This is a genomic window from Loktanella gaetbuli (assembly GCF_020531945.1).
Taxonomy (GTDB): Bacteria; Pseudomonadota; Alphaproteobacteria; order Rhodobacterales; family Rhodobacteraceae; genus Loktanella; species Loktanella gaetbuli.
The window spans coordinates 47662-72236 of record NZ_JAJATZ010000006.1 but is presented as its reverse complement, the minus strand read 5'-3'; the positions used below and the strand labels follow the sequence as shown (position 1 = coordinate 72236).

The following is a 24575-nucleotide window of genomic DNA, read 5'->3' as shown; positions in this document are numbered from 1 at the left end:
ATCCTGATCATTAGGATCGTTCCCCCCGTTGGGCGGGGACATGCGATCCGGGTCGGATGTGCGGGATCAACACCGCTTCATGCCTGCCCGGACCGCGTCGCAGTAATGAGGACGGCAGGCAATGAATAACGCAGCAGCAGCGGCACTGATTGACAGCACCGAATTGATCGCATGCACCGTAAGCCGGGATGTGCAGGTCTTTGACCTGCTGATCGAGGACATGGAAACTGCGCTGGGCGAACGTTGGGGCGACCTGCGTTTTGACGAGGCGCTGGCCTTTCTGAGCCAACCGGAAGCGGCGGAGCTGCAATTCCTCGCCGTTGCGATGGACGCCGAGGACGAAGAGGATCTGGACCAGATTTCCGACGTCGTGCGCGCCGCCCGCGATCAGGGGATCAAGGTGATCCTGATTACCGAGGATGTGTCTCCGACCACGTTGCACCGGCTGTTGCGCGACGGTGGCGATGAATTCGTCCCCTACCCTCTGCCCGAAAACGAATTGTCACAGGCCATCGACCGGGTTCTGGCCCCGCCGCCCGAAACGCCTGCCGCACCCCCCGCGCTGGTGGATGAGCCCAAGGCCCTGAAACCGACCGGCACCCACGAGGCTGTGTTGATCGCCGTGCACGGCATGGCCGGCGGAACGGGTGCGACCACATTCGGTCTGAACCTGGCGTGGGAACTGGCCAACGTGAACAAAAAAGGCGAACAGCCGCGTGTCTGCGTGCTGGACCTGGATCTGCAATACGGCAGCATGTCCACCTATCTGGACCTGCCGCGCCGTGAGGCCGTGCTGGAACTGTTGTCTGCCACGGACATGATGGACAGCACAGCGTTCATGCAGGCGCTGGTGTCCTTTGACGAAAAACTGCACGTGCTGACAGCGCCCAGCGACATGGTCCCGCTGGAACTGATCGACACGGACGACGTGGGCCGCCTGCTGGAAATGGCCCGAACGAATTTCGACTACGTCATCATCGACATGCCGACGGCGATGGTGGAATGGTCGCAGACTGTGCTGGAGGCATCGCATGTCTATTTCGCGATGCTGGAACTGGACATGCGGTCGGCGCAAAACACGCTGCGCCTGAAACGGACGCTGCAATCCGAGGATCTGCCATTCGAAAAGCTGCGGTTCGTCATGAACCGCGCCCCCGGATTTACCGATCTGTCAGGCAAGGCACGGGTCAAGCGCATGGCCGATTCACTGGGCATCCCCATCGAGGTCATGATGCCCGACGGCGGCCGCCAGGTCGCACAAAGCTGCGATCACGGCACACCGCTGGCCGTCGCGGCCCCCAAGAACGCCCTGCGCAAGGAACTCGCGAAACTCGCGGCATCCGTCCATGCGGTCAATAAATCCGAAGCAGCAGACGCTGCCTGAAAGGTGAACTGATGTTTTCCAAATACAAGAAACCAGGCGACGCAGGTGCACGGACCGAAAAGCCGGTCCTTGGCAAAGCGGCCCCCAAGCCCGCACCCGCGCCTGTCCCCGTCGCAACACCGGCTGCGGTCGAAAAGGTCAGCCTGATGAAACCGCGCGCGGCGCGTCCGGCAGAGGTGCCCGCCGCCGACCGCGAGAAAAAGCGCAAGGAGCGTCTGGGCGAGATCAAGCTGGAACTGCACAAGGCGCTGCTGGACAACCTGAACCTGGCCGCGCTGGAAAATGCATCCGAAACCGATCTGCGCAACGAGATCAACGCGATCGCGACCGAATCCCTCGAAGAAATGGGAATCGTACTGACCCGCGACGAACGGGTGACCCTGTCACAGGATCTGTTTTTCGAGGTGACGGGTCTGGGGCCGCTGGAAACCCTGCTCAAGGACGACACCGTCAACGATATTCTGGTCAACGGTCCGCAACAGATTTTCGTGGAACGCGCGGGCAAGCTGGAACTGACCGACATCACGTTCAAGGACGAAAAGCACCTGCTGCGGATCATCGACAAGATCGTGTCCGCCGTGGGCCGGCGTGTTGACGAATCCAACCCCTATGTCGACGCGCGCCTGGCCGATGGGTCGCGTTTCAACGCGATGGTGCCGCCCGTGGCCGTGGATGGCAGCCTCGTGTCCATCCGTAAATTCAAGAAGGACAAGCTGGGGATCGACGATCTGGTCGCCTTTGGCGCATTCTCCGAGGAAATGGCCGCCTACCTGCAGGCCGCTGTCGCGACCCGTCTGAACGTCATCGTGTCGGGCGGTACGGGTTCGGGTAAGACCACGACGCTGAACGCGCTGTCGTCCTTTATCGACAACAGCGAACGTATTCTGACGATCGAGGATACGGCCGAACTTCAGCTGCAACAGACCCATGTGGGCCGTATGGAAAGCCGCCCGCCCAACGTCGAGGGCAAGGGTGGCGTCAGCCAGAGGGACTGTCTGAAAAACGCGCTGCGGATGCGCCCCGACCGGATCATCGTGGGTGAAACCCGCGGCGAGGAAGTCATCGACATGTTGCAGGCCATGAACACCGGCCACGACGGGTCGATGACCACGATCCACGCCAACAGCGCCCGCGACGGTGTCAGCCGTCTGGAAAACATGATCGCGATGGCGGGTATCGAGATGCCGATCAAGGCGATGCGCAGCCAGATTTCATCGGCTGTGAACTTGATCGTGCAGGCATCCCGTCTGCAGGACGGTTCGCGTCGCATGACATCCATCACCGAAATCACCGGAATGGAGGGCGACGTCATCTCGATGCAGGAAATTTTCAAGTATCAGCGCGTCGGCCTGACACCGGAAAACAAGATCATCGGTCATTTCACGGCGACTGGCGTGCGCAGTCACTTTTCCGATCGTTTCAAGCTGTGGGGCTACGACCTGCCACCGCAGATCTTTGAACCCATGGCCGCGGAGTAATCATCATGATTTCAATGGAACCCGTCATCTATGCCGTGATCTTTGCCGCCGTTCTGGCGACGGTTCAGGGCGTGTATCTGGTCATTTTCGGCAAATCCATTTCGATGGACGGCAAGGTCAACCGCCGTCTGGACATGCTGGAAAAAGGTGGCAACCGCGAAAAGGTGCTGGAACAACTCCGCAAGGAGATGACCCAGCACATGCGATCGCAGCGCATTCCGCTGTATTCGATCCTCGCGACCAAGGCGCAAAAGGCCAATATCGCATTCACCCCGTCGCAGATCATCATGCTGATGGCTGGCGTCAGCGTCATGGCCTTCATCGGTCTGTCGGTGGCCACCAGTGTCGAGGCCCCCACCCGCGCGGTCGTCGCGGTCGCGATGGGGATCGGCGCGGTCTATACCTGGATCAACGGCAAGGCGACCAAGCGCACGGCCATGCTGGAAGAACAGCTGCCCGAGGCAGTCGAACTGATGGTGCGGTCGCTGCGCGTCGGCCACCCCTTTGCGTCTGCCGTGGCGATCGTCGCGCGCGAGGTGCCCGACCCGCTGGGCACTGAAATGGGGATCGTGTCGGACGAGGCCGCCTATGGCCGGGACATGGGCGAATGTCTGAAAACGCTCGCCGAACGGCTGGACATGCAGGACATGCGGTTTTTGGCCGTGGCCGTGACCATTCAGGCCACATCGGGCGGCAACCTGGCCGAGGTGCTGGACGGTCTGGGCAAGGTGATCCGTGCGCGGTTCCGCCTGTTTCGCCGGGTCAAGGCGATTACGGCAGAAGCCAAATGGTCCGGCAAACTGCTGTCGGGTTTCCCGATCCTGGCACTGGTGGGCATCAACCTTGTGCAACCGGGCTATTATGACGAGGTCATGGATAAACCGATCTTTATCCCGGCCTGTCTGGTCGTTGCCGCGTTTCTCATCGTGAACCTGTTCGTGATGAAAGCCCTTGTGAACATTAAAGTCTGAGGCCTGACATGAGTTTTCTGGAATACGCGAATACCATGATCACCGAAATGCTGGGCCCCTTTGGTCTGGTGATGCTGGTCGGGGCCATTGGTTTTACCATGATCGTCGCAACGTTGCCGGTCCTGTTGAAAAAGGAAGAGGACCCGCTGGATCGACTCAAGGCAGCGAACCAGCCACCCAAGCCCGACAAGTCAGACAACAAAAGACAGCGTCTGCGCGAGGAAAAGAAAAAGGATCAGCTGGAGAAATACGCGACCTTCCTCGAACCCCAAGACGAGGAAGCCTATTCCGCGATGAAGTTGAAGCTGCTTCAGGCGGGCTACAAGAGCCGCAACGCGGTGCGCAATTTTCATTTTGCAAAGTTTGCCCTGGGGATTATCGGTCTGATCTTGGGCTGTATCTATGCCTATCTCGACTCGCTCACCAACGAAGAGCTGACTGGTCAGGCCGTGGCATTCATGATCGTGATCCCCGGTTTTGCCGGCTACATGTTCCCGATGTACTGGATCACCCGCCGTCAGGCGACGCGACAGCAGAACATCGAAGACGGGTTTCCCGATAGTCTCGACCTGATGCTGGTCTGCGTCGAGGCCGGTCAATCGCTGGATCAGTCGATCATGCGCGTCGCCCGCGAAATGAAATCGGGTTTTCCCGATCTGGCTGGCGAATACGAAATGGTGTCGCAGGAACTGAAGGCCGGTAAGGACAAGGAAGCGGTCATGCGCGACATGGCCGAACGCTGCGGCACGCCGGACATCACCAGTTTCGTGACCGTCCTGATCCAGAGCCAGCAATTCGGTACATCCATCGCCGACGCCTTGCGCGTCTATGCCGGTGAAATGCGCGACAAACGTGTGATGCGGGCCGAGGAAAAGGCAAACAAGCTGCCGACCAAGATGACGCTGGCCACGATGATGTTGACGGTGCCGCCGCTACTGCTCATCTTGATCGGACCCTCGGTTTACGCCATGGGTGACATTCTGGGATCTGCTGGCGGCTAAGAGGAACAGGACACATGATCGGTTGGCGCAGTTTGGCACTGGCGGGTCTGTGTTTCCTGATGACCGGTTGCGGATTTTTCGATGAACCCGAACAGCCGGTTTTCGCGCCCGGTATTGCCGGTGAGGCGGAAACCGACGGGCTGGTGGTCGGCCACCGCCTGATGGCCGCCGGGGAATACGAATTGGCCCTGCGCGCCTATACCCGCGCCGCCGCACGCGATGGCCTGAACGTCGATACATTGTCGGCACTGGGGTCCGCCAACCTGCGATTGGGCCGCCTGGGTCAGGCCGAAGACCTGTTGCGCCGCGCCGCAGAAGATGCCCCAGATTTCCCACCGGCCTGGAACAATCTGGGCGTTCTGCTGATGGAACAGGGCAAATTCGCCGAAGCCGCCGAGGTTTTCCGTCGCGCTTTTGCCACGGATAACGGGAATTCGGACGCTATTCGCCAGAACTTGGCCTTGGCGCTCGCCAAACGCGATGGCGCGATTTACGCTGACAGCCAACAGAACCAGTTTCAACTGGTCGTCAGGGACGATGGTGTGACCGTCGAACCGCTCTGAGGCAGTAGCAGCAAAGGACGCAAAAAATGCGCCACCCTATTCTGATCGCCCTGGCCGGGACACTTGTCCTGTCGGCTTGCGCCAAGAACGGCGATGCCGAAGTGCAACGCGCCCTCCAGGATCTGAACGTCGTCGACGAAACCAATCTGAATGACGTGATGCTGACCGTCGGTGATCCCGAAGAGGCCGTCCGTTATTTTGCCGGGGCCAATGCCAATGATCCGGGCCGGGTCGACCTGATGCGGGGACTGGCGAAATCGCTGGTCCGGGCCGGTCGCGCCACCGAGGCGATCACCGCATGGAACAACGTGATTGCCCATCCCCAATCCAACAGCGATGACCGCGTGAACCTCGCAGATGCGCAGATCCGCGCCAACCAGTGGGACGCCGCCGCTGCCACGCTGAATGCGATCCCGCCCACCCACGAAACATTCGACCGCTACAAGCTGGAGGCCATGGTCGCCGACAGCAAGAAACAGTGGGACAAGGCCGATTCATTCTATCAGACCGCTGCCGGTCTGACGACGACACCCGCCGGCGTGATCAACAACTGGGGCTTTTCCAAGCTGACGCGCGGCGATTACGCGGGTGCCGAACGCCTGTTCACCGACGCGTTGCGTCAGGACAGCACGATGTTCACCGCGAAAAACAATCTGGTGCTGGCCCGCGGGGCGCAGCGCCGCTATGACCTGCCCGTCATTCCGATGACGCAGGTGGAACGCGCGCAATTGCTGTACACGATGGCCCTGACGGCGATCAAACAGAACGATCTGACCATCGGCAAGGGTCTGTTGACCGAAGCGATCGACACACATCCCCAGCACTTTGAGGAAGCCGCCCGTTCGCTGCGCGCGCTTGAGGCGTGATCATGTTGGCCCTGCCTACGACCGCCGCGCTGCTGTTCCTGATACCCGCCATCCCGATTTCGATCTGGGTCGCGTTCAGGGACGTCTCGACCATGAAAATCCCGAACAAGGCCGTGCTGGCCCTGTTCGCGGCCTATGCCGTGCTGGGATTGGTCGCATTGCCACTGGACGTCTATCTGTGGAACTACCTGCATCTGGTCGTGATGCTGGTGATCGGCATCTTGCTGAACATGACAGGCTGGCTGGGGGCGGGTGACGCGAAATTCATGGCCGCCGTTGCGCCGATGGTCGCGGCCGGCGATATCAGCGCGATGATGCTGATGCTGTCGGCCTGCATGATCATCGGGATCATCCTGCACCGTCTGCTGCGTCTGACCCCCTTGCGCGCCCGCTATCCCCATTGGGAAAGCTGGACATCTGGCAATCGTTTCCCGATGGGCTTGCCGTTGGCGATGGCGCTGACGCTGTATCTGGGACTGGCGGCCTTTGGCGGCTGATCTGCCCCAGCCTGACACGAATTTGTCCATCATTCGGCCATAAAGCCTCGCCATGCATTGACCCATAGGCGGGGATGCGACCCTGCCAGCAGCCAGGGTCATCCAATGAACATGCAAGTTTCCGGCGTCGTCGCGCCACCCCGCCCCAAAACGCTGAGCGAGATGAAGCTGGCGCTGCCGATGATGCGCGACATCCTGATCAAGTCGATGTTCCGCACCAACCTGACCGAGGCGGCCGCCATCGCCAAGGTCATCTGCCTGCCGATCAACGTCACACAGGAACTGATCGACATCGCCCGCAGCCAGCTGCTTCTCGAGGCGACCGGCACGCTGTCGGCGTCATCGGGGTCTGAGATGGGCTACCAACTGACCGACGCAGGCCGCAACCGCGCGAACGAGGCGCTGTCCCAGTCAGAATACTACGGTGCGATGCCGGTGCCGCTGTCGGTCTATCACGAACAGATCAAACGCCAGTCGATCCGCAATATCCAGGTCACCCGCGACCAGTTGACCGGCGCGATGGGCCACCTGATCCTGCCGCCCGCGCTGATCGGGAACCTGGGTCCTGCCGTCAGTTCCGGCCGGTCGATCCTGATGTATGGCCCGCCGGGCAACGGGAAATCATCCATCTCGAACGGGATTCGCGACGCCATGGGGGACAAGATCTATGTCCCGCGTGCCGTGGAATATTCGGGCCAGATCATTTCGGTCTATGACCCCATCGTGCATTCGCAGGCCGAGGCCGATGAACAGGATCCTAATTCCTTGCGCCGCACGACGGGCATGTTCGACACGCGCTATGTGCGGTGCGAACGTCCCACGGTCATCACGGGGGGTGAATTGTCGCTGGACATGCTGGATCTGGTCTACAACCCCGTCGCGCGAACGTATCAGGCACCGCTGCAGATGAAATCGACGGGCGGCATCTTCATCGTCGACGACCTTGGCCGTCAGGCCGAACCGCCGCAGGCGCTGGTCAACCGCTGGATCGTCCCGCTGGAGGAAAACAAGGATATCCTGGCACTGCAATCGGGCGAAAAATTCGAGGTGCCGTTCGATACGCTGGTGATCTTTTCCACCAACTTTCACCCCAACGCGATTTTCGACCAAGCCGCGTTGCGCCGGATTTTCTACAAGATCAAGATCGACGGCCCCAGCCAGTCTGATTTCCTAAAGATCTTCTCGCTTGTCGCGCGCAAGAAAAAGATGCCGCTGGATGAGGGCACGCTGCTGCATCTGCTGAACAACCTCTACCCGACGATCGACAACGTCTATGCGAACTATCAGCCCGTATTCCTGATCGACCAGATGATCGCGATCTGCGAATTCGAGGGCATCCCCTATCAGATGACGCCTGAACTGATGGACCGCGCCTGGGCCAATATGTTCGTCAAGGACGAGGATATCGTCCGCTGACTTGACGACGGGCCGCCTGCGCTACACCTAGGGTGGATGAACCTCCCCCCTGTCTTTCATGATTGGTTTGCAGCGCGCGGCTGGTCCGTGCATCCGCACCAGCAGGATATGCTGGACCGCGCCGATGCCCCGTCGCTGCTGCTGATCGCGCCGACCGGTGGCGGCAAGACCCTCGCGGGGTTTCTGCCCACATTGGCGGAACTGGCGGACGGCGGACACGATGGATTGCATACGCTCTATGTCTCGCCGTTGAAGGCGCTGGCCGCGAATATCAAGCGCAACCTGCGCACCCCGATCGATGAGATGGGCCTGCCGATCCGGGTGGAGGACCGCACGGGCGACACGACCGCCACCGCCAAGAAACGCCAGCGTGCCGACCCTCCGCACATCCTGCTGACCACACCGGAAAGCCTGGCCTTGCTGACATCCTACGAGGACGCGCCGCGTATGTTCGCGGGGCTGCAACGTATCGTGGTGGACGAAATTCACGCACTGGCGGAATCCAAACGCGGCGATCAGCTGATGCTGGCGCTGTCGCGCTTGCAGGCAATGTGCCCGAACCTGCGACGCGTCGGACTGTCCGCCACGGTCGAGGACCCCGCCGCCATCGCTCATGGCCTCGCCTGTCATCCTGATCCTTGCGAAATCCTTTATGCTGATCCCGGCCCCGACCCCGATATCGCGATGCTGGTGACCCAGGAACGTCCGCCCTGGTCCGGCGGCAACGCCCGCCATGCGATCCCGGCGGTGCTGGAACAGGTCAAACAGCACAAGACGACACTGATTTTTCACAATACCCGCGCGCAGGCAGAGCTGTTTTTTCACAACCTCTGGCTGGCCAACGACACCGATCTGCCCATCGGCATCCACCACGGCAGTCTGGACCGTGCCCAGCGGGAAAAGGTCGAATCTGCGATGGAGCGCGGCGATTTGCGAGCGATTGTCTGCACGGGCAGTCTGGATCTGGGCATCGACTGGGGCGACGTGGATCTGGTGATCCAGATTGGCGCGCCGAAAAACGTCAAACGCCTGATCCAGCGGATCGGACGTGCAAACCATCGCTACAACGCCCCATCAAAGGCGCTGCTGGTGCCCGCGAACCGGTTCGAGGTCGTGGAATGTGTGGCCGCACTCGAGGCCGCGCGGGCGCATGATCTGGACGGCGACCCCAAAGGGGCGGGTCCGCGCGACGTTCTGTGTCAGCACATTCTGATCCGCGCCTGCGCCGGCCCCTTTGACGCCGACGACCTGTTTGCCGAGGTGCGGACGGTCGGCGCATTCGCCAGTCTGACACGAGCGGAATTCGATGATTGCCTCGATTTCTGCGCAACTGGCGGTTACGCCCTGCGCGCCTACGACCGCTGGAAACGGCTGCTGCTGCGCGATGGGTTATGGTATCTGCGCGACCCGCGTGCCGCCCGCGATATCCGCATGAACATCGGCACCATTCAGGACGCCGACCGGCTCAAGGTGCGGCTGAAGGGCGGGTTCAAGCCATTGGGCGAGGTCGAAGAGGCCTTTGCCGCGCAGCTGACCAAGGGCGACACATTCCTGATCGGCGGCGAAATCGTCCGTTACGAAGGCCTCCGCGAGGTCAGTGTCGAGGTGACGCGCCGCGCCGACAAGCCGCCCAAGATCGCGACATTCATGGGCACCAAATTCGCCACATCCACGCAATTGTCACAGCGCGTGCTGCGCATGTTCCAGCAGGACGACTGGCCGCAACTGCCCGGCCACACGTCCGATTGGCTGCACATGCAGCGTCGGGTGTCCAAACTGCCCGAGGCCGATCGCATTCTGGTCGAATCCTTTCCACACAACGATCGCGCACATACCTGTTTCTACGGCTTTGCCGGACGCAACGCGCAACAAACGCTGGGTCTGCTGCTGACCAAACGCATGGAAGAAGAAGGTCTCGATCCTCTCGGGTTTGTCGCGACCGACTACGCAACGCTGGTTTGGGGCCTGAATCCCGTGACCGATCCTGCGCCGCTGTTCGACCGCGATGCGATGCTGGACGGGTTCAATGACTGGCTGGGCGGCAATGCGGTGATGAAACGCACCTTTCGCGCCTCGGCCACCATTGCGGGGCTGATCCAGCGCAATCTGCCGCAGGCCCGCAAATCAGGGCGGCAGGCGACATTTTCGTCCGACATCCTATATGACACGCTGGCAAAATACGATCCCGACCACCTGATGTTGCAGATCACCCGCGAAGAGGCGCTGCGCGGCCTCGTGGATTTTGGCCGGATCGAGGAAATGCTGACGCGTACCGCAGGCCGTGTCGATCACGTCACGCTGAACCGCCCGACCCCGCTGGCAGCGCCGATGTTGCTGGAAATGGGCCGCATCCCGATCAAGGGCGCGGGTGCCGAACGCCTGATGGAAGACACCGCGGCACAACTGATGCGGGACGCCGGTCTGGCCGATCTCTAGCGCTTGCATCGCCCGACAAAGCGCGGCAGGAACGGACCATGAACGCCTACACCTTGACCTTTTGCGACACCACGCTGCGCGCCCTGCCATCGGGTGCGCTGTGGTGGCCGGATCAGCGTCTGTTGTGCGTGTCGGACCTGCATCTGTGCAAATCCGACCGGGTGGCGCGACGCTCTGGCCAGATGCTGCCCCCCTACGAGACGCGCGAGACGCTTGCGCGTCTGGCCGCTGATATCACCGCCTGTGATCCGACGACGGTCATCTGCCTGGGCGACAGTTTCGATGACTTGCTGGCGGCAGAAACCCTGTCAGCCGAGGATGCGGGCAGCCTGACAGCGATGCAGGCGGGTCGCCAGTGGATCTGGATCGAAGGCAACCACGACCCCGGCCCGGTGGAATTCGGTGGCACACATCTGGCCGCCTATCACTGCGGCCCACTGGTCTTTCGGCACATCGCCACGGCACAGCCGGGCGAGGTATCAGGCCACTACCACCCGAAATACGCAATCCCCGGCGCGGGGTCCGCGCGACCCTGTTTCCTGTTCGACCGCAACCGGCTGATCTTGCCGGCGTTTGGGGCCTACACGGGCGGTCTGCGTGCGACCGATCCCGTGTTGGCAGCGTTGTTCGATCGGCCCTGCGCGGTGCTGACCGGCAAGCGCGCGATTGCCGTCCCGGTTACGCCGTCAACCCGTCCGGTTCCGCCAGGTCGTTTGCGCGGCAGCAGGCCGTAACCGTGTTGGCAAGCAGGCAGGCGATGGTCATCGGGCCGACACCACCGGGCACGGGCGTGATCGCCCCTGCGACCTCTGCCACGGGCGCATAATCCACGTCCCCAACCAGACCATCGTCCGTGCGGTTGATGCCCACGTCGATGACCGTGGCCCCCGGTTTGATCCAACCGGCCCCAACCATCCTGGGCCGTCCGACGGCGGCCACGACGATATCGGCACGGCGCACCACCTCGGCCAGATCACGGGTCCGCGAATGGGCGATGGTCACGGTGCAGCTGTCGCCCAGCAGCAGTTGCGCCATCGGCTTGCCCACGATGTTGGACCGGCCAATAACCACAGCATTCATGCCCGACAGATCACCGTGATGGTCACGCAGCATCATGAGACACCCCAGCGGCGTGCATGGGATCATCGCCTTTTGCCCGGTGGCCAGCAGACCGACATTCGAGATGTGAAAGCCGTCGACATCCTTGGCGGGGTCGATCGCTGCCAGAACCTTGGCCTCTTCCATGTGTTTTGGCAGTGGCAGTTGCACGAGGATGCCGTGCACCTCTGGATTGGCGTTCAGGTCCGCGACCAGACGCAACACGTCATCCTCGGCTGCATCCGCATTCAGGCGGTATTCCAGCGACAGCATGCCGACCTCCTTGGTCATCTTGCCCTTCATCTTGACGTAGACCTGACTGGCAGGGTCTTCACCGACCAGCACCACCGCGAGGCCGGGGGTGATCCCGTGTTCGTCCTTCAGTCGCGCCACATGGGTGCCGACCTTTGCGCGCACCTTTGCGGCAAATGCCTTTCCATCAATCACGGTCGCCGTCATGTCATCACCTCTGCTTGGGACGGTGGGCGGGGCGCCTTGTCCCCTTTACGGGGGCAATAGCGCCGGACGGCGTCAGAACAAACCCTCGATTTCGCCTCTGGCGTTCAATCCGATGGATTCAGCCGCGGGAACGCGCGGCAGGCCGGGCATTGTCATGATATCACCGCAGATCGCAACGATGAAACCGGCCCCGGCGGACAGGCGCACCTCGCGGATGGGGACGGTGTGTCCGCGTGGCGCGCCGCGCAGGTCGGGGTCCGTGCTGAACGAATATTGTGTTTTCGCCATGCAGATCGGCAGGTGGCCGAATCCCTGCGCCTCCCATTGTGTCAGCTGCGCGCGGATTTTGGCGTCCGCTGCGACGCCATCGGCGCGGTAGATGCGGGTCGCAATTGTCTCGATCTTGTCCAGCAAGGGCATATCGTCAGGATAGAGCGTCTGGAAACGCGCCGTCCCGGCATCCGCGATGGCGGCCACGCGGGTGGCCAGATCGCGGGTTCCATCTGATCCCTCGGCCCAGTGGCGACACAGGATCGCCTCTGATCCCTGACCCGCAACATAGGCCGTGACCGCGTCGATTTCGGCCTGCGTGTCGCCGCTGAAATGGTTGATCGCCACCACGACCGGCACCCCGAAACCCTGCACATTGGCGATATGCTGGCCAAGGTTCGCGCAGCCCGCCTGCACGGCGGCGACGTTTTCAAGACCCAGTTCACCCTTGGCGACACCGCCGTTCATTTTCATGGCACGCACCGTGGCGACCAGCACGACGACTGCGGGCGACAACCCAGCTTTGCGGCATTTGATGTTCAGAAACTTTTCCGCCCCCAGATCGGCCCCGAAACCGGCCTCTGTCACGACATAATCCGCAAGCTTGAGCGCGGTCGTGGTCGCGGTCACAGAATTGCAGCCATGTGCGATGTTGGCAAAGGGACCACCGTGAACAAAGGCCGGGTTATTTTCGAGGGTCTGCACCAGGTTTGGCTGCATCGCGTCTCTCAGCAGCACCGTCATTGCACCATCCGCCTTGATCTGGCGGCAGGTGATGGGGGTCCGGTCGCGGGTATAGGCCACGATGATGTCGCCCAGACGTCGTTGCAGATCGTCCAGATTGCGCGCCAGACAGAGGATCGCCATGACCTCGGACGCCACGGTGATGTCGAACCCGGTTTCGCGCGGAAACCCATTCGACACACCGCCCAGCGATACGTTGACCTGCCGCAGCGCCCGGTCGTTCATGTCCATCACCCTGCGCCAGACGATACGGCGGATGTCGATATCCAGCGCATTGCCCCAGTAGATGTGGTTGTCGATCATTGCCGCCAACAGGTTGTGGGCGCTGGTGATGGCGTGGAAATCCCCCGTGAAATGCAGGTTCATGTCCTCCATCGGGATGACCTGCGCATAGCCGCCACCTGCGGCACCACCCTTCATTCCGAAACAGGGGCCCAATGACGCCTCGCGGATGCAGATCGCAGCCCGTTTGCCGATGGCGCACAGGCCGTCACCCAGCCCCACGGTCGTCGTCGTCTTGCCTTCGCCTGCGGGGGTCGGGTTGATCGCGGTGACAAGGATCAGTTTGCCATCGGGTCTGTCCTGCACGCTGTCGATAAAGGTTTGGCCGACCTTTGCCTTGTCATGGCCGTAGGGCACCAGATCGTCCGGGCCGATCCCAAGCTTTGCGCCAATCTGCTGGATCGGCAATTTCCGAGCGGCGCGGGCGATGGCAATGTCGGACATATCGGTCATGGCGGGCCTTTCACTGAACTGCGTTCCTTGCAGCCTAAGCAGGGTGCACAGCAAAAGCGTCTGTTTTCCGACAGATCCGCCTGAAAAAGCGTCGGTTCAGGGTCGCCATGCCCGCTGGTTCGGGACATGGAGCGTGATGACATCGCCCATGGCCAGACGGCCGGGGCGTTCGACCCATGCGGTTACACCGCGCCGTCCTTTTGCGGCGGCCTTGAACCCCTTGCCGTGGCCGGGGCGCGCCTCTTCGATGGTTTTGGCCACCAGCGTACACGGCGCATTCTGCATATCGACGGTCAGCGTTGTGCCGTCTTGTGACTGAAGGCGGGCAGAAGGCGGGATATGGCTGAAATCGGCGATCCCCTCGATGACAAGCGATGCGCCCAGCCAGGCCGGATCGACCTGTTCCAGCCCCAGATCATCCGCAATCAACGCAAGTTCTTCGGCACTGACGATGGAAACCTGCCGCACGTTGCGGATTTCGGTGCCCTTGGGATACTGCGTCGTCACGCGCACGCAGCTTGGCCGGGTCAGACCGGCGTGTACCTCTCCCACGGCACCCGAAAAATCCAGATCCATGGTTGTGACGGGCTGGCCTGCGATTTCCGCCCGATCACGGTGCGGCACCCGCCCCATCCAGACGATGCGCCCCGTGTGTTCTGTTTTGACCAGTTGCGGCATTTCATCCCCCTGCCCCGTAGAAAAAGGCCCCGCACGATCCGCGCGGGGCCTTCAGCTTTGTCCGGATCACGCGGTAGGTTCTGGTTCCATACCGCTGTCACCGCTTGGCTTTTTCTTGATCTTTGGCACTGACGGGATCGCATTGCCACCCGACGGGGGCGTATCATCCATGTCCTCGCCACGGTTCAGCGTTTCACCGGCGATGACGCGCGTAATCTCGTTGCCGGTCAGGGTTTCGTATTCCAACAGCCCCTGCGCCAGACGTTCCAGATCGTCGCGTTTTTCGGTCAGGATACGCTTGGCCGTTTCATAGCCCGTCTGCACCAGTTCCTTGACCTTGTCGTCGATGATCTTTTGCGTATCGGCAGAGTGGTTGGTGCCACCGCCGTAGTTGCCCAGATAGCTGGACTGTTCGTTGGCGTAATCAACGAAACCCAACTCTTCGGCGTAGCCAAACTGCGTGACCATGGCGCGCGCGATTTTCGACACCTGCTGGATGTCCGACGCGGCGCCAGAGGTTACGTTTTCCTTACCAAAGACCAGCTCTTCGGCAACGCGGCCACCCATCGCCATCGCGATTTTCGAGGTGTATTTTGTCCAGCTGACGCTCAGCTGGTCGCGTTCCGGCAGGGACAGCACCAGACCCAGCGCGCGACCGCGGGGAATGATCGTCGCCTTGTGGATGGGATCATGCTGCGGCACGTTCAACCCGACGACGGCATGGCCGGCCTCGTGGTAGGCTGTCAGCTTTTTCTCGTCCTCGGTCATGACCATGGACCGACGTTCCGACCCCATCATCACCTTGTCCTTGGCGGATTCGAAATCCGTCATGGTGACAAAGCGGCGACCAACACGCGCAGCCATCAGCGCGCTTTCGTTCACCAGGTTCGCGAGATCCGCACCAGAGAAACCGGGCGTACCGCGTGCGATGATGCGCAAATCGACATCGGGGCCAAGCGGCACCTTGCGGGCATGTACGCCAAGGATCTTCTCGCGGCCCTTGATGTCGGGGTTCGGCACCTGCACCTGACGGTCAAAGCGACCGGGACGCAGCAGCGCGGGGTCCAGCACGTCGGGACGGTTGGTGGCGGCGATGATGATGATACCCTCGTTCGCCTCGAAACCGTCCATTTCGACCAGCAGCTGGTTCAGCGTCTGTTCGCGTTCGTCGTTCCCGCCGCCGTATCCTGCGCCACGGGACCGGCCCACGGCGTCGATTTCGTCGATAAACACGATGCAGGGCGCGTTCTTTTTCGCCTGTTCGAACATGTCGCGGACGCGGGATGCACCCACACCGACGAACATTTCGACGAAATCAGAGCCCGAGATCGTGAAGAAGGGCACGCCAGCCTCGCCTGCGATGGCACGCGCCAGCAGCGTTTTACCAGTGCCCGGAGGTCCGACAAGCAGCGCACCCTTGGGAATCTTGCCGCCCAGACGGCTGAACTTCTGCGGATTGCGCAGGAATTCGACAATCTCTTCAAGCTCGTCCTTGGCCTCGTCGATGCCTGCAACCTCGTCAAAAGTGACGCGGCCATGCTTTTCGGTCAGCAGCTTGGCCTTGGATTTGCCAAAGCCCATCGCACCGCCTTTGCCGCCGCCCTGCATCCGATTCATGAAATAGATCCAGACACCGATCAGCAGCACAAAGGGCAGCAGACCAATCAGAAAGGATTGCAGACCGGACTGTTCCTGGCTTTGTGCGGTGACGGGAATGTCCTGCGCGATCAGCAGGTTGGTCACTTCGGCGTCGCCGGGACGGATCGTGACATAGTCGCGCCCGTCGGTTCCGCGATAGCGAACCTGTTCGCCATCCAGCGTGACGCTGGCGACCGCGTCGTTTTCAACGGCGCTGACGAATTCGGAATAGCTCTTGGTGTTGCTGGCGCTGGTTGCCGGGTTGCTGAACAGGTTGAACAGCGTCAGGACCAGCAGGAACAGAACGACCCAAAATACAATATTACGTGCGTTGCCCAAAACGAGGCTCCTCCGACGGCGAATGGTGCGACGCGCGGGACGGCGTCACGATGGACTTAAAATAGAGGTTCTGCGCTTATCTTCAATGCACAAGGAGGGATTGCGGAAAACTTCCGCGTATCTGGTCTTTGACCCCGGCATCCGTGCCGAAATCCAAGGCAGAACAAGCGATAAGGCGATCACCTGCCCAGATCGACGGCAGGCCCAGCAGGCAGGCACGGGGGGCCGCGTCCTCAGGCCGCACCGTGATTTGCTGTAAACCGTCCGCCCCCAGCGCACGCAGCACAGCACCTGTCAGGCCCTGCCCGACCGGCATCCAGCGCCCGTCCCACAGATCACCGCTGTGGGCAGGGACCTGATGATCCGCGACGGCCTGATACTCTCGCGCGACGAACAGTTGGGCACCTTTGGGCACGAGGATCGCGCCCTGAAGTGTGGTCGTGCCGCCAGCCAGCACCCTGTCCAGTGTCTGTGTCAAGGCCGAGAGCCTTGGCCGATAGACGGCGCCCGCAACCGCACCAATTGCACCGGCCAGGATCCGCAACTGCGTTTCAGCCTCGATCCGGGTCAGCGCGTCGCGGTCCAGTGCAATGCAACCCTGCGTCGTTGGCCGCATCATCGCGGTTGCGGCATCATGGGCCCGCGCGGCCAATGCCACGCGCGCACGGGCCATGGCCTGCGCCGTATTGGCCAACCGCACCGTATCCAGCCCCTCTTGCCCGATGAGGTGTCGCATGCGAACCCGCGCGTAGGTCGCATCGTCGTTGGTCGGATCATCGACAAAGGGAATGTTCAAAACCTTGAGATAGTGGCGCAATTCTTCACGCCCCAGGTGCAGCATCGGGCGCACGATCTGCCAGTCCCCCGCGCCGCGCAGACCCGCCATCGCCGCAAGACCGTCGACGCCTGATCCACGTGCGAGCCGCATCAGCAGCGTTTCGGCCTGATCGTCGCGGGTATGCCCCAACAGGACCGGGCGACCCTGCGCCCACGCGCCGATCAGCGCCCGGCGGCCATTGCGCGCCGCATCCTGAAGGTTACCGTTCCCATCCCATTTCCACTGCAAGATATCGTGCGCAACGCCAAGCGTCGCGCATTCATCGGCAACCATTGCGGCCTCTGATGCGCTGGCGTCGCGCAGGCCGTGATCGACCGTGACGACCGACATCGACACGCCAAAAATCCGCGCCCAACCAGCGGCCAGGTGCAACAGCGCCATGCTGTCGCCGCCGCCTGACACGGCAACACCAATGGCATCCGGGAAATCAGGTCCCAGCAAATGCCCCATTTCACCGGCAAAGCGGTCAGGCAGACCTGTCAGGTGCATCCCAGCAGGCCGCGCGCGCTGTTCGCTTCGGCGACATAGGTGCTGTTGGGGAACCGCACACCGACCTCTGCAAGCGTGACGCAGGCATCGGGGATTTGTCCCACATCACCCAGTGCGCGCCCCAGCCGGAACAGCGCCTCGGGCGCAAAGGGACCTTCTGGTTCGGCAGAAAACGCGGCCAGATAGGCGCGTGCCGCCTCGCCATTCTGACCCAGACCTGCCTGCGCCTGACCCAGTGCGATGTTGGCCTGCACCTCGAGCGGTGAACCGGGATAGGTGTTGCCAAAGGCTGCCAGCCGATCGACAGCCATCTGGAAATCACCCGCGGCCAGCGCCTGTTGTGCGGCCTCGAAATCCTGCTGTTCGCCCAAGGCAAGGTCGGGGGCCTGCGCCACAGGTGCGGCAGGCACCGGGATATTGGCCGCCGAATCCACGCCGCCCAGTGACGGTGTATCGCCCAGCAACGCGATATCGCAGGCCGGTTCGAGTTCGCACAGGCGGAATTCCAGATCACCGACACGGTTGGTGCCGTCCACGGTGATCCGGTTGACCCGGAACTCCAGCTCTTCGGTCTTGGAGGTGAGGCGCTGCAACTCGGCCTCGATCGCGTTCAGACGATCAAGCGGGGTGCTGCCGGCCACACCGGTCGACAGCGCACCGCTGGCCGACAATTCACCGCGCAGCGCCTCGATGTCACCGTAAAGCACGGTCAACTGCTGCCGGATGTCGGCAAGGGTCGCGTCCTGCGCCAGCGCCGGACCCGCGGCGAGTGCGAGGACAAACGCCAGCGCCCGCATCAGCTGAGCTGTCCGATCGAGATGACCGTCACCGCACGGCGGTTCTGGGCATAACATGCCTCGTTCGAGCAGACCTCGACCGGGCGTTCCTTGCCGTAGCTGACGGTCCGCAGGCGGTTGGCCGAAATGCCGCGCGAGATCAGGTATTCGCGCACGGCGTTGGCGCGCCGCGCGCCCAGTGCCAGGTTGTATTCGCGTGTGCCCTGTTCGTCCGCGTGGCCTTCGATGATGGCGAGGTAGTCGGCGTTGGTCTGCAACCAGCCGGCCTGCCCGTCCAGCGTGGCAATGCCCTGCGGAGTCAATGTGCTGGAATCGACGACGAACAGCACGCGGTCGCCGATGGTCTGCTGAAAGAATTCGGGGCTGCGCGGGTCAGAGGCCCCGGTCGCGGCACCTGCGGCATTGGCGTCCACGCCGCTGCCCGTCAGCGGGTCCATCCCGCCGAAACGGTCCGGGCGCGTGCAGGCAGATGTCGCCAGCGCAAGGCCGATCAGGGCCACTTTTGTTAAGATGTGCATTGTTTCAATGTCCTTGTTGAACCGCTCTTTGGTCGCAGACTATCACGCGACAGCGTATTTGGGAATCACGGTTGCAGCGGGCCCCAGGCTGGGTCTGACGCCCCGCCCTGCAACGGTACGGGTTTCAGGTTTCGCCCGGAAATATCTACCGAATACAGCTGGCTGGTGCCTGATGCGCCCTGTGTTTCGCGGGTGAACATCAGCACGCGACCATTGGGGGACCATGTCGGCCCCTCGTCCAGGAAACTGGAGGTCAGCAGTCGTTCCTCTGATCCGTCGGTGCGCATCACGCCAATGTGGAACCGGCCCGCGTTCTGCTTGGTAAAGGCCACGAGGTCACCACGCGGCGACCAGACCGGTGTGCCATAGCGCCCGTCGCCAAAGCTGATGCGGCGTGGTTCGCCACCGTTTGCGGACATGATGTACAGTTGACTGCCACCGGACCGGTCGCTCTCGAACACGATCTGGCTGCCGTCGGGGCTGAAGCTGGGGGCGGTTTCGATCGACGGTGCGCTGGTCAGGCGGGTCGATGCCCCGCTGCCGATGTCACCGATGTACAGATCGGTGTTGCCGCCATTCGCAAGGCTGTAGATCACCCGGCTGCCGTCACGCGAAAACCGGGGGCTGAATGCCATTTCGCCGGGGGCCGTCGGCAACTGTCGCTGCGAGACAGAGCCCACGTCGAGAATGTTGATCCGGGGAAAGCCCGATTCGTAGCTGGTATAGAGCACACGGTCGCCGTTGGGCGAAAACCGCGGGGCCAGCACCAGCGACGAACTGTCGGTCAGAAACTGCACGTTCGCCCCGTCGTAATCCATGATCGCGAGACGTTTCAGGCGGTTGTCCTTGGGGCCTGCCTCGCTCACGAAAACGACGCGGCTGTCGAAATAGCCGGACTCGCCCGTGATGCGGGAATAGGCGGCATCGGCGACCTTGTGCGCCATGCGGCGCCAGCCCTGGGTCGTGCCGGCGAATTGCAGGCCCTGCCCCAGTTCGGCCCCGGTAAAGATGTCATAGAGACGGAATTTCACGGTCAACTGTGATCCGTTCACCGCAACAGCACCTGAGATGACGGCCTGTGCATTGATCGCGCGCCAGTCCGGATAGGCGGGTGGCGTCCCAAACGGGCCCAGCTGGCTGATATAGGCGCTGGCGGGGATTTCGCGAAACAGCCCCGTGCCCGTCAGATCCTGCGCGACCAGGCCGCTGATATCGGCGGCAAGCGCCTCTGCGCCCGGTGTTTCGGCGGTGAACGTCGGCACCGCAAAGGGCAACGGTTCGATCACGCCGTCGGTGATGGTCAACCGCAGCGGGCCGGATTGCGCCAGCGCCGGCAAGGTCTGCCCGATTGATGCAAGGGCCATCAGCCCCGCGATCACAACTGCCTTCAATGTCATACCCAATCCCTCAACCACGGGCGTTTTCCGCCCTTTTGCGTCATTCTGCGCAGGTTAACAGCGCAACCGTGTGACCGCCATCACGACTTGGCGATTTCCCGCCTACCGCAACCGCATTCCGGACGGGTCAAAGGTGATTTCCACCTCCCGCCACTGGTCGTATTTTTCCGCAGGCAGATCATAGCCGTCCTGCCCCTGACAACGCAGGATCGCGCGGCGGGCGGCCTGATATGCGATTTCCGTGGCGGCGGCGTCGCCACCCATCGCGCCGACCTGCCGCACGTCGCCCGTGACGCGGCCAGATTGGTCGAGATCAAATGCCACCGTCATCGTCACCATCGCCGCCTGAGAGCCGGGATCGACGTTCCAGCACGCGTTCACCGCCACGCGGAACCCTTCTTGTTCGGCGCCGGTCATCGGCGGGCCGGGTGCCAGATCCGGTTCCGGGGCCGTTACCGCGGCGGCCGCGGCAAGGGCCGCGGCAATCGCGTCCTCGTCCGTCTGGGGGGCCGGATCGGGTTCGGGTTCCGGCGCGGGGGCCGGGGTTTCCTCGGCGACCTCAACCTCGGGCTCGGGCGCGGGCGTCGGGCGATTTGGGCGTTGCGGCGGGCGTGGTGCCTCGGTCACGCGGCCTGTGGGTGTTTCCGCCTCGGTCACGATTTCGGTCACCGCTTCTTCGGGTGCGGTTTCTTCCTGTGCTTCTTCGACCACGGGGGCATCGGGGGCGGCCTCAGGTGCGGCCTGCTGGCGCACGACCTCGTCCGGGGTCGCATCAGGCGGCGGCGGGGCAACGGGCTGGGCCATGACACGCGTAGACGGGCGCGGGATCGCGCGTGGTGCGTCGTTCAGGTTCGGTGCGGCGACCACCTCGTCCTGGACCGGGCCGGGTGCGACGGGTGCCTGCGTTTCGGGCGGCACTGGCAGCGCATCGGGTGCAGGTGGCGGCGGCGCCTCGGCCACGGGTGGTTCGGGCGGCGGCGGCGGCGGCGGTGGTGGCGGCACCTCATCCGGGGTCGGTGTATCCGGGGTCTGTTCGGCGGGCGGTGCCACGGGCGCATCCGGGGCCACGTCACTGGGGTTCGGCGTGGTGGCGCTGACGATGGCCGCATATTCCTCGGAGGTCACGATGGATACGTCCGACACCTCGAACGGCATGGGGTCAGCCTGAAACCCCCAGCCCCCGATCAACCAGATCAAGAGAGCCGTGTGTCCCACCGCCGAAACCGTACTGCCGGGCGTCCATTGCATGGGATCAGCCGTCCGTGCCCATCAGGTCCGGCCCGCCGATATCCGTCACCAGACCGATGTTGTTAAACCCGGCCGCATTCAGCGCACCCATGATCTGTGCGACACGGTTCCAGTCGTTGGCCCCGTCGGCCCGCAGGAAGATCCGGTCGCTGGCCCGTTCGGACGCGATCCCCTGCAAGCGCGCGATCAGATCGGCCTGATCCACAGGCGTATTCTGGATCGACAGTGCACCGGATGCGTCGATGGTGACGGTCAGCGGTTCCTCGTCGTCGCTGGGCAATGCATTGGCCGCCGTTTCAGGCAGGTCCACCGGCACGCCCACGGTCATCAGCGGTGCGGCCACCATGAAGATGATGAGCAACACCAGCATCACGTCCACGAATGGGGTGATGTTGATTTCCGCCATCGGCTGGGCGCGACTGCGGCGGCGCCCGCGTCGTCCGCCGCCGCCTCCGTCAGATTTCTGAACACCGGCCCCCATGTCAGCTGTCCAGCTGGCGGCTGAGGATGGTGGAAAATTCGTCGGCAAAGGCCTCGAACCCGGCAATGATGCGGTCGGCATCAGCGCTGAGCTTGTTGTAGTAGATCACGGCCGGAATGGCCGCGAGCAGGCCAAGACCCGTGGCCAAGAGCGCCTCTGCGATACCGGGGGCCACGACCGCAAGGTTGGTGTTTTGGGATTCCGCGATCTGGATGAATGAATTCATGATCCCGAACACCGTGCCGAACAGGCCCACGAAGGGGGCCGTCGATCCGGTTGTCGCCAGCACGGGCAGGCCCTTTTGCAGTTTGGCCGCTTCCTTGGCGATGGCGACATCCATGCTGCGGTCGATCCGCGCCTGCGCGCCCGCGATCAGATCGCCGTCCTGTTTGTGGCTGCGTCGCCATTCGGTCATGCCCGCGGCAAAGATGGTTTCAGCCGACCCCTGAGGTGCTGCACCAATATCGTCGAACAATTGATCCAGCGGTTCGCCCGACCAGAACATCGCGTCAAAGGCATCGGATTCGCGCCGGGCACGGCGATATTGCAACGTCTTGTCCACGATGATCGCCCAGCACCAGACCGAGGCTGCGACCAACGCCAGCATGACGAGTTGTACGAGGATGGTCGCGTCCGCGAACATGCTCCACATCGTGAAATCGTGTGTCTGTTCCATGTGCCTGCTCTGTGTTCGGCCCCTGCGGGGCTCTGTGTTGGGCGCGTGTATACGGCAGATTCTGCGCCGGGTCTAATCAAACAAGCGCCATCGGCGCCCTGCCGCGCGCGGCGATTCCACCTGTCCGGTATCGCTTGGGCGCTGAATTTCGATGCGCCAGCCCGCGAACAGCGCCCAATTTTCGGGCAACGCGGTCGCGCCGCGCATTTCTGACCCGGCCTGCGTTGCACAGCGCCATCCCCTGCCCGCTACTGGGATGGCAGAGCACTTAGGGTTCCGTTGTCGCCCGCGACAAGACTGGTCCAAGAAGAGCTACCGCGCCGGCAAATTCCGGGGCGGCACACGGCGGGGCAAAATCCCGGGAGGCTACTGCGCAGGTTTTGGCCGCGCTCATTGTCTCTTGTTCCGCCAGCGCGGCGAAATCCATCTGGACAACAGGCGGGACGCACAACGGGGAAAGTCATGAAATTCAAGAACATTCTATCCGCTGCGGCGCTCTCGGCCGGACTGGCGACTGCGATGGCGCAGCCTGCACTGGCGCAGGAAAAGACAGATTTCAAACTGGCATGGTCGATCTACGCGGGCTGGATGCCCTGGGGCTATCTGTCCGACAGCGGGATCATGGACAAATGGGCCGAAAAATACGGCATCACGGTCGAGATCGTGCAGATCAACGATTACGTCGAATCCATCAACCAATATACGGCAGGTGCCTTTGACGGGGTCAGCGCCACCAACATGGACACGCTGTCGATCCCAGCAGGCGGTGGCGTCGATACAACGGCCCTGATCATCGGTGACTATTCCAACGGCAACGACGCGGTCATCCTCAAGGGCGAAGGCACGCTGCAAGATCTGGCAGGCAAGCCGGTCAATCTGGTGGAACTGTCGGTGTCGCATTACCTGCTGGCGCGGGGGCTGGATACGGTCGGCCTGTCGGAATCCGATCTGGACGGTGTCATCAACACATCTGACGCGGATATGATCGCGGCCTATGCGACCGACGACGTCAGCGCCGTGGTCACATGGAACCCGCTGGTGTCCGAAATCACGGCGTCGAACCCGGATGCAAATGTGCTGTTCGACAGTTCGCAAATCCCCGGTGAAATCCTCGACCTGATGGTGGTGAACACGCAGACGCTGGCCGACAACCCTGATTTCGGCAAGGCCGTGGTCGGTGCCTGGTATGAGGTCATGGGCCTGATGGCTGCTGGTGACGAAGAGGCGTTGACCGCCATGGCAGAGGCAGCGGGCACGGATCTGGCCGGATATCAGGCGCAGCTGGCCGTGACAGAGATGTTCTACGATCCCGCCGATGCCGTCGCACAGGCGTCATCGCCCGATCTGCCGACCACTATGACGACGGTCGCGGAATTCCTGTTCGACAAGGGCATTCTGGGTGTGAACGCCCCCAGCGCCGATTTTGTGGGCATCGCCTATCCGGGTGACGTTGTGACGGGCGACGCGGACAACGTCATGTTCCGGTTCGACACAACCTACATGCAGATGGCCGCCGACGGCGCGCTGTAAGCCTCTGGCGCGCGGCGACCGCGTCGCG

The 24575-nt window shown here is 62.5% G+C and carries 22 protein-coding genes and 1 riboswitch; of the genes, 11 read left to right on the top strand and 11 right to left on the bottom strand.

Annotation, left to right across the window (positions count from 1 at the left end; genetic code table 11):
* The first annotated feature begins 121 nt into the window (after positions 1-121).
* From LGQ03_RS12765 to pdeM, 10 genes are all read left to right on the top strand, one after another.
* Positions 122-1384 (top strand): AAA family ATPase, encoded by a 1263-nt coding sequence (locus tag LGQ03_RS12765; RefSeq protein WP_090158559.1) that lies wholly within the window; start codon positions 122-124, stop codon positions 1382-1384.
* Between the two features lie 11 nt (positions 1385-1395).
* On the top strand, positions 1396-2862 hold the full coding sequence (locus tag LGQ03_RS12760; RefSeq protein WP_090158558.1) for a CpaF family protein: 1467 nt from the start codon (positions 1396-1398) through the stop codon (positions 2860-2862).
* 5 nt (positions 2863-2867) lie between these two features.
* Entirely contained in the window at positions 2868-3833 is a 966-nt protein-coding gene (locus LGQ03_RS12755) for a type II secretion system F family protein (protein WP_264195016.1), read from the top strand.
* Between the two features lie 8 nt (positions 3834-3841).
* Entirely contained in the window at positions 3842-4834 is a 993-nt protein-coding gene (locus LGQ03_RS12750; protein ID WP_226748717.1) for a type II secretion system F family protein, read from the top strand.
* Between the two features lie 14 nt (positions 4835-4848).
* Positions 4849-5397, top strand: a complete 549-nt coding sequence (locus LGQ03_RS12745; protein WP_090158555.1) for a tetratricopeptide repeat protein — start codon at positions 4849-4851, stop codon at positions 5395-5397.
* 26 nt (positions 5398-5423) lie between these two features.
* Positions 5424-6263, top strand: a complete 840-nt coding sequence (locus LGQ03_RS12740; RefSeq protein ID WP_226748716.1) for a tetratricopeptide repeat protein — start codon at positions 5424-5426, stop codon at positions 6261-6263.
* A 2-nt stretch (positions 6264-6265) separates the two neighbouring features.
* Positions 6266-6760 (top strand): prepilin peptidase, encoded by a 495-nt coding sequence (locus LGQ03_RS12735; protein ID WP_226748715.1) that lies wholly within the window; start codon positions 6266-6268, stop codon positions 6758-6760.
* A 105-nt stretch (positions 6761-6865) separates the two neighbouring features.
* Positions 6866-8176, top strand: coding sequence for an ATPase (locus LGQ03_RS12730; RefSeq protein WP_090158552.1), 1311 nt, complete (start codon positions 6866-6868; stop codon positions 8174-8176).
* Between the two features lie 36 nt (positions 8177-8212).
* The gene (locus LGQ03_RS12725; RefSeq protein WP_226748714.1) at positions 8213-10612 is read left to right on the top strand and encodes a ligase-associated DNA damage response DEXH box helicase; all 2400 of its coding nucleotides are present in this window, start codon (positions 8213-8215) and stop codon (positions 10610-10612) included.
* A 38-nt stretch (positions 10613-10650) separates the two neighbouring features.
* Positions 10651-11346 carry a ligase-associated DNA damage response endonuclease PdeM gene (pdeM, locus tag LGQ03_RS12720; RefSeq protein ID WP_226748713.1) on the top strand — a complete coding sequence of 232 codons (696 nt, stop codon included), beginning with the start codon at positions 10651-10653 and terminating at the stop codon, positions 11344-11346.
* Here the strand turns inward: pdeM and folD are convergent.
* The 11 genes from folD to tolQ all read right to left on the bottom strand — a co-directional run bounded on the left by folD (position 11291) and on the right by tolQ (position 23017).
* Positions 11291-12169: a bifunctional methylenetetrahydrofolate dehydrogenase/methenyltetrahydrofolate cyclohydrolase FolD gene (gene folD, locus LGQ03_RS12715; RefSeq protein ID WP_226748712.1), complete on the bottom strand. Its 879-nt coding sequence runs from the start codon at positions 12167-12169 to the stop codon at positions 11291-11293. The genes pdeM and folD overlap by 56 nt on opposite strands.
* 72 nt (positions 12170-12241) lie before the next feature.
* Positions 12242-13918 (bottom strand): formate--tetrahydrofolate ligase, encoded by a 1677-nt coding sequence (locus tag LGQ03_RS12710; protein WP_226748711.1) that lies wholly within the window; start codon positions 13916-13918, stop codon positions 12242-12244.
* A 96-nt stretch (positions 13919-14014) separates the two neighbouring features.
* On the bottom strand, positions 14015-14596 hold the full coding sequence (locus LGQ03_RS12705) for an MOSC domain-containing protein (protein ID WP_226748710.1): 582 nt from the start codon (positions 14594-14596) through the stop codon (positions 14015-14017).
* Between the two features lie 66 nt (positions 14597-14662).
* Positions 14663-16573 (bottom strand): ATP-dependent zinc metalloprotease FtsH, encoded by a 1911-nt coding sequence (gene ftsH, locus LGQ03_RS12700; protein WP_226748709.1) that lies wholly within the window; start codon positions 16571-16573, stop codon positions 14663-14665.
* A gap of 82 nt (positions 16574-16655) precedes the next feature.
* A complete protein-coding gene (gene tilS / locus LGQ03_RS12695) occupies positions 16656-17900 on the bottom strand; it encodes a tRNA lysidine(34) synthetase TilS (RefSeq protein ID WP_226748708.1) in 1245 nt (414 codons plus the stop codon).
* Positions 17891-18697: a tetratricopeptide repeat protein gene (locus LGQ03_RS12690; protein WP_226748707.1), complete on the bottom strand. Its 807-nt coding sequence runs from the start codon at positions 18695-18697 to the stop codon at positions 17891-17893. The genes tilS and LGQ03_RS12690 overlap by 10 nt, the downstream gene beginning before the upstream one ends.
* Positions 18697-19215, bottom strand: a complete 519-nt coding sequence (pal, locus tag LGQ03_RS12685) for a peptidoglycan-associated lipoprotein Pal (protein WP_226748706.1) — start codon at positions 19213-19215, stop codon at positions 18697-18699. Before pal ends, LGQ03_RS12690 begins: the two co-directional genes overlap by 1 nt.
* A 65-nt stretch (positions 19216-19280) precedes the next feature.
* Positions 19281-20579: a Tol-Pal system beta propeller repeat protein TolB gene (gene tolB / locus LGQ03_RS12680; RefSeq protein WP_226748824.1), complete on the bottom strand. Its 1299-nt coding sequence runs from the start codon at positions 20577-20579 to the stop codon at positions 19281-19283.
* A 135-nt stretch (positions 20580-20714) separates the two neighbouring features.
* Positions 20715-21860 carry a hypothetical protein gene (locus tag LGQ03_RS12675; RefSeq protein WP_226748705.1) on the bottom strand — a complete coding sequence of 382 codons (1146 nt, stop codon included), beginning with the start codon at positions 21858-21860 and terminating at the stop codon, positions 20715-20717.
* Positions 21861-21864: 4 nt separating this feature from the next.
* Positions 21865-22341, bottom strand: coding sequence for an ExbD/TolR family protein (locus tag LGQ03_RS12670; protein ID WP_056032874.1), 477 nt, complete (start codon positions 22339-22341; stop codon positions 21865-21867).
* Between the two features lies 1 nt (position 22342).
* Positions 22343-23017: a protein TolQ gene (tolQ, locus tag LGQ03_RS12665; protein ID WP_172794869.1), complete on the bottom strand. Its 675-nt coding sequence runs from the start codon at positions 23015-23017 to the stop codon at positions 22343-22345.
* Between the two features lie 257 nt (positions 23018-23274).
* Positions 23275-23384: riboswitch (guanidine-I (ykkC/yxkD leader) on the top strand.
* A gap of 95 nt (positions 23385-23479) precedes the next feature.
* On the opposite strand from tolQ, the gene LGQ03_RS12660 reads away from it, so the two are divergent.
* Positions 23480-24547 (top strand): putative urea ABC transporter substrate-binding protein, encoded by a 1068-nt coding sequence (locus LGQ03_RS12660; RefSeq protein ID WP_226748704.1) that lies wholly within the window; start codon positions 23480-23482, stop codon positions 24545-24547.
* Positions 24548-24575 lie beyond the last annotated feature (28 nt).

Bases quoted from the DNA above. Each gene is read 5' to 3' on its own strand.
- tolB (WP_226748824.1), bottom strand. From the start codon at position 20,579: ATGGCCCTTGCATCAATCGGGCAGACCTTGCCGGCGCTGGCGCAATCC.
- tilS (WP_226748708.1), bottom strand. From the start codon at position 17,900: ATGCACCTGACAGGTCTGCCTGACCGCTTTGCCGGTGAAATGGGGCAT.
- LGQ03_RS12705 (WP_226748710.1), bottom strand. From the start codon at position 14,596: ATGCCGCAACTGGTCAAAACAGAACACACGGGGCGCATCGTCTGGATG.
- tolQ (WP_172794869.1), bottom strand. From the start codon at position 23,017: ATGGAACAGACACACGATTTCACGATGTGGAGCATGTTCGCGGACGCG.
- pal (WP_226748706.1), bottom strand. From the start codon at position 19,215: ATGCACATCTTAACAAAAGTGGCCCTGATCGGCCTTGCGCTGGCGACA.
- folD (WP_226748712.1), bottom strand. From the start codon at position 12,169: ATGACGGCGACCGTGATTGATGGAAAGGCATTTGCCGCAAAGGTGCGC.
- LGQ03_RS12745 (WP_090158555.1), top strand. From the start codon at position 4,849: ATGATCGGTTGGCGCAGTTTGGCACTGGCGGGTCTGTGTTTCCTGATG.
- LGQ03_RS12725 (WP_226748714.1), top strand. From the start codon at position 8,213: ATGAACCTCCCCCCTGTCTTTCATGATTGGTTTGCAGCGCGCGGCTGG.
- LGQ03_RS12760 (WP_090158558.1), top strand. From the start codon at position 1,396: ATGTTTTCCAAATACAAGAAACCAGGCGACGCAGGTGCACGGACCGAA.
- LGQ03_RS12670 (WP_056032874.1), bottom strand. From the start codon at position 22,341: ATGGGGGCCGGTGTTCAGAAATCTGACGGAGGCGGCGGCGGACGACGC.
- LGQ03_RS12690 (WP_226748707.1), bottom strand. From the start codon at position 18,697: ATGCGGGCGCTGGCGTTTGTCCTCGCACTCGCCGCGGGTCCGGCGCTG.
- LGQ03_RS12660 (WP_226748704.1), top strand. From the start codon at position 23,480: ATGAAATTCAAGAACATTCTATCCGCTGCGGCGCTCTCGGCCGGACTG.
- LGQ03_RS12750 (WP_226748717.1), top strand. From the start codon at position 3,842: ATGAGTTTTCTGGAATACGCGAATACCATGATCACCGAAATGCTGGGC.
- LGQ03_RS12730 (WP_090158552.1), top strand. From the start codon at position 6,866: ATGAACATGCAAGTTTCCGGCGTCGTCGCGCCACCCCGCCCCAAAACG.
- LGQ03_RS12735 (WP_226748715.1), top strand. From the start codon at position 6,266: ATGTTGGCCCTGCCTACGACCGCCGCGCTGCTGTTCCTGATACCCGCC.
- LGQ03_RS12710 (WP_226748711.1), bottom strand. From the start codon at position 13,918: ATGACCGATATGTCCGACATTGCCATCGCCCGCGCCGCTCGGAAATTG.
- LGQ03_RS12740 (WP_226748716.1), top strand. From the start codon at position 5,424: ATGCGCCACCCTATTCTGATCGCCCTGGCCGGGACACTTGTCCTGTCG.
- LGQ03_RS12755 (WP_264195016.1), top strand. From the start codon at position 2,868: ATGATTTCAATGGAACCCGTCATCTATGCCGTGATCTTTGCCGCCGTT.
- LGQ03_RS12675 (WP_226748705.1), bottom strand. From the start codon at position 21,860: ATGCAATGGACGCCCGGCAGTACGGTTTCGGCGGTGGGACACACGGCT.
- pdeM (WP_226748713.1), top strand. From the start codon at position 10,651: ATGAACGCCTACACCTTGACCTTTTGCGACACCACGCTGCGCGCCCTG.
- LGQ03_RS12765 (WP_090158559.1), top strand. From the start codon at position 122: ATGAATAACGCAGCAGCAGCGGCACTGATTGACAGCACCGAATTGATC.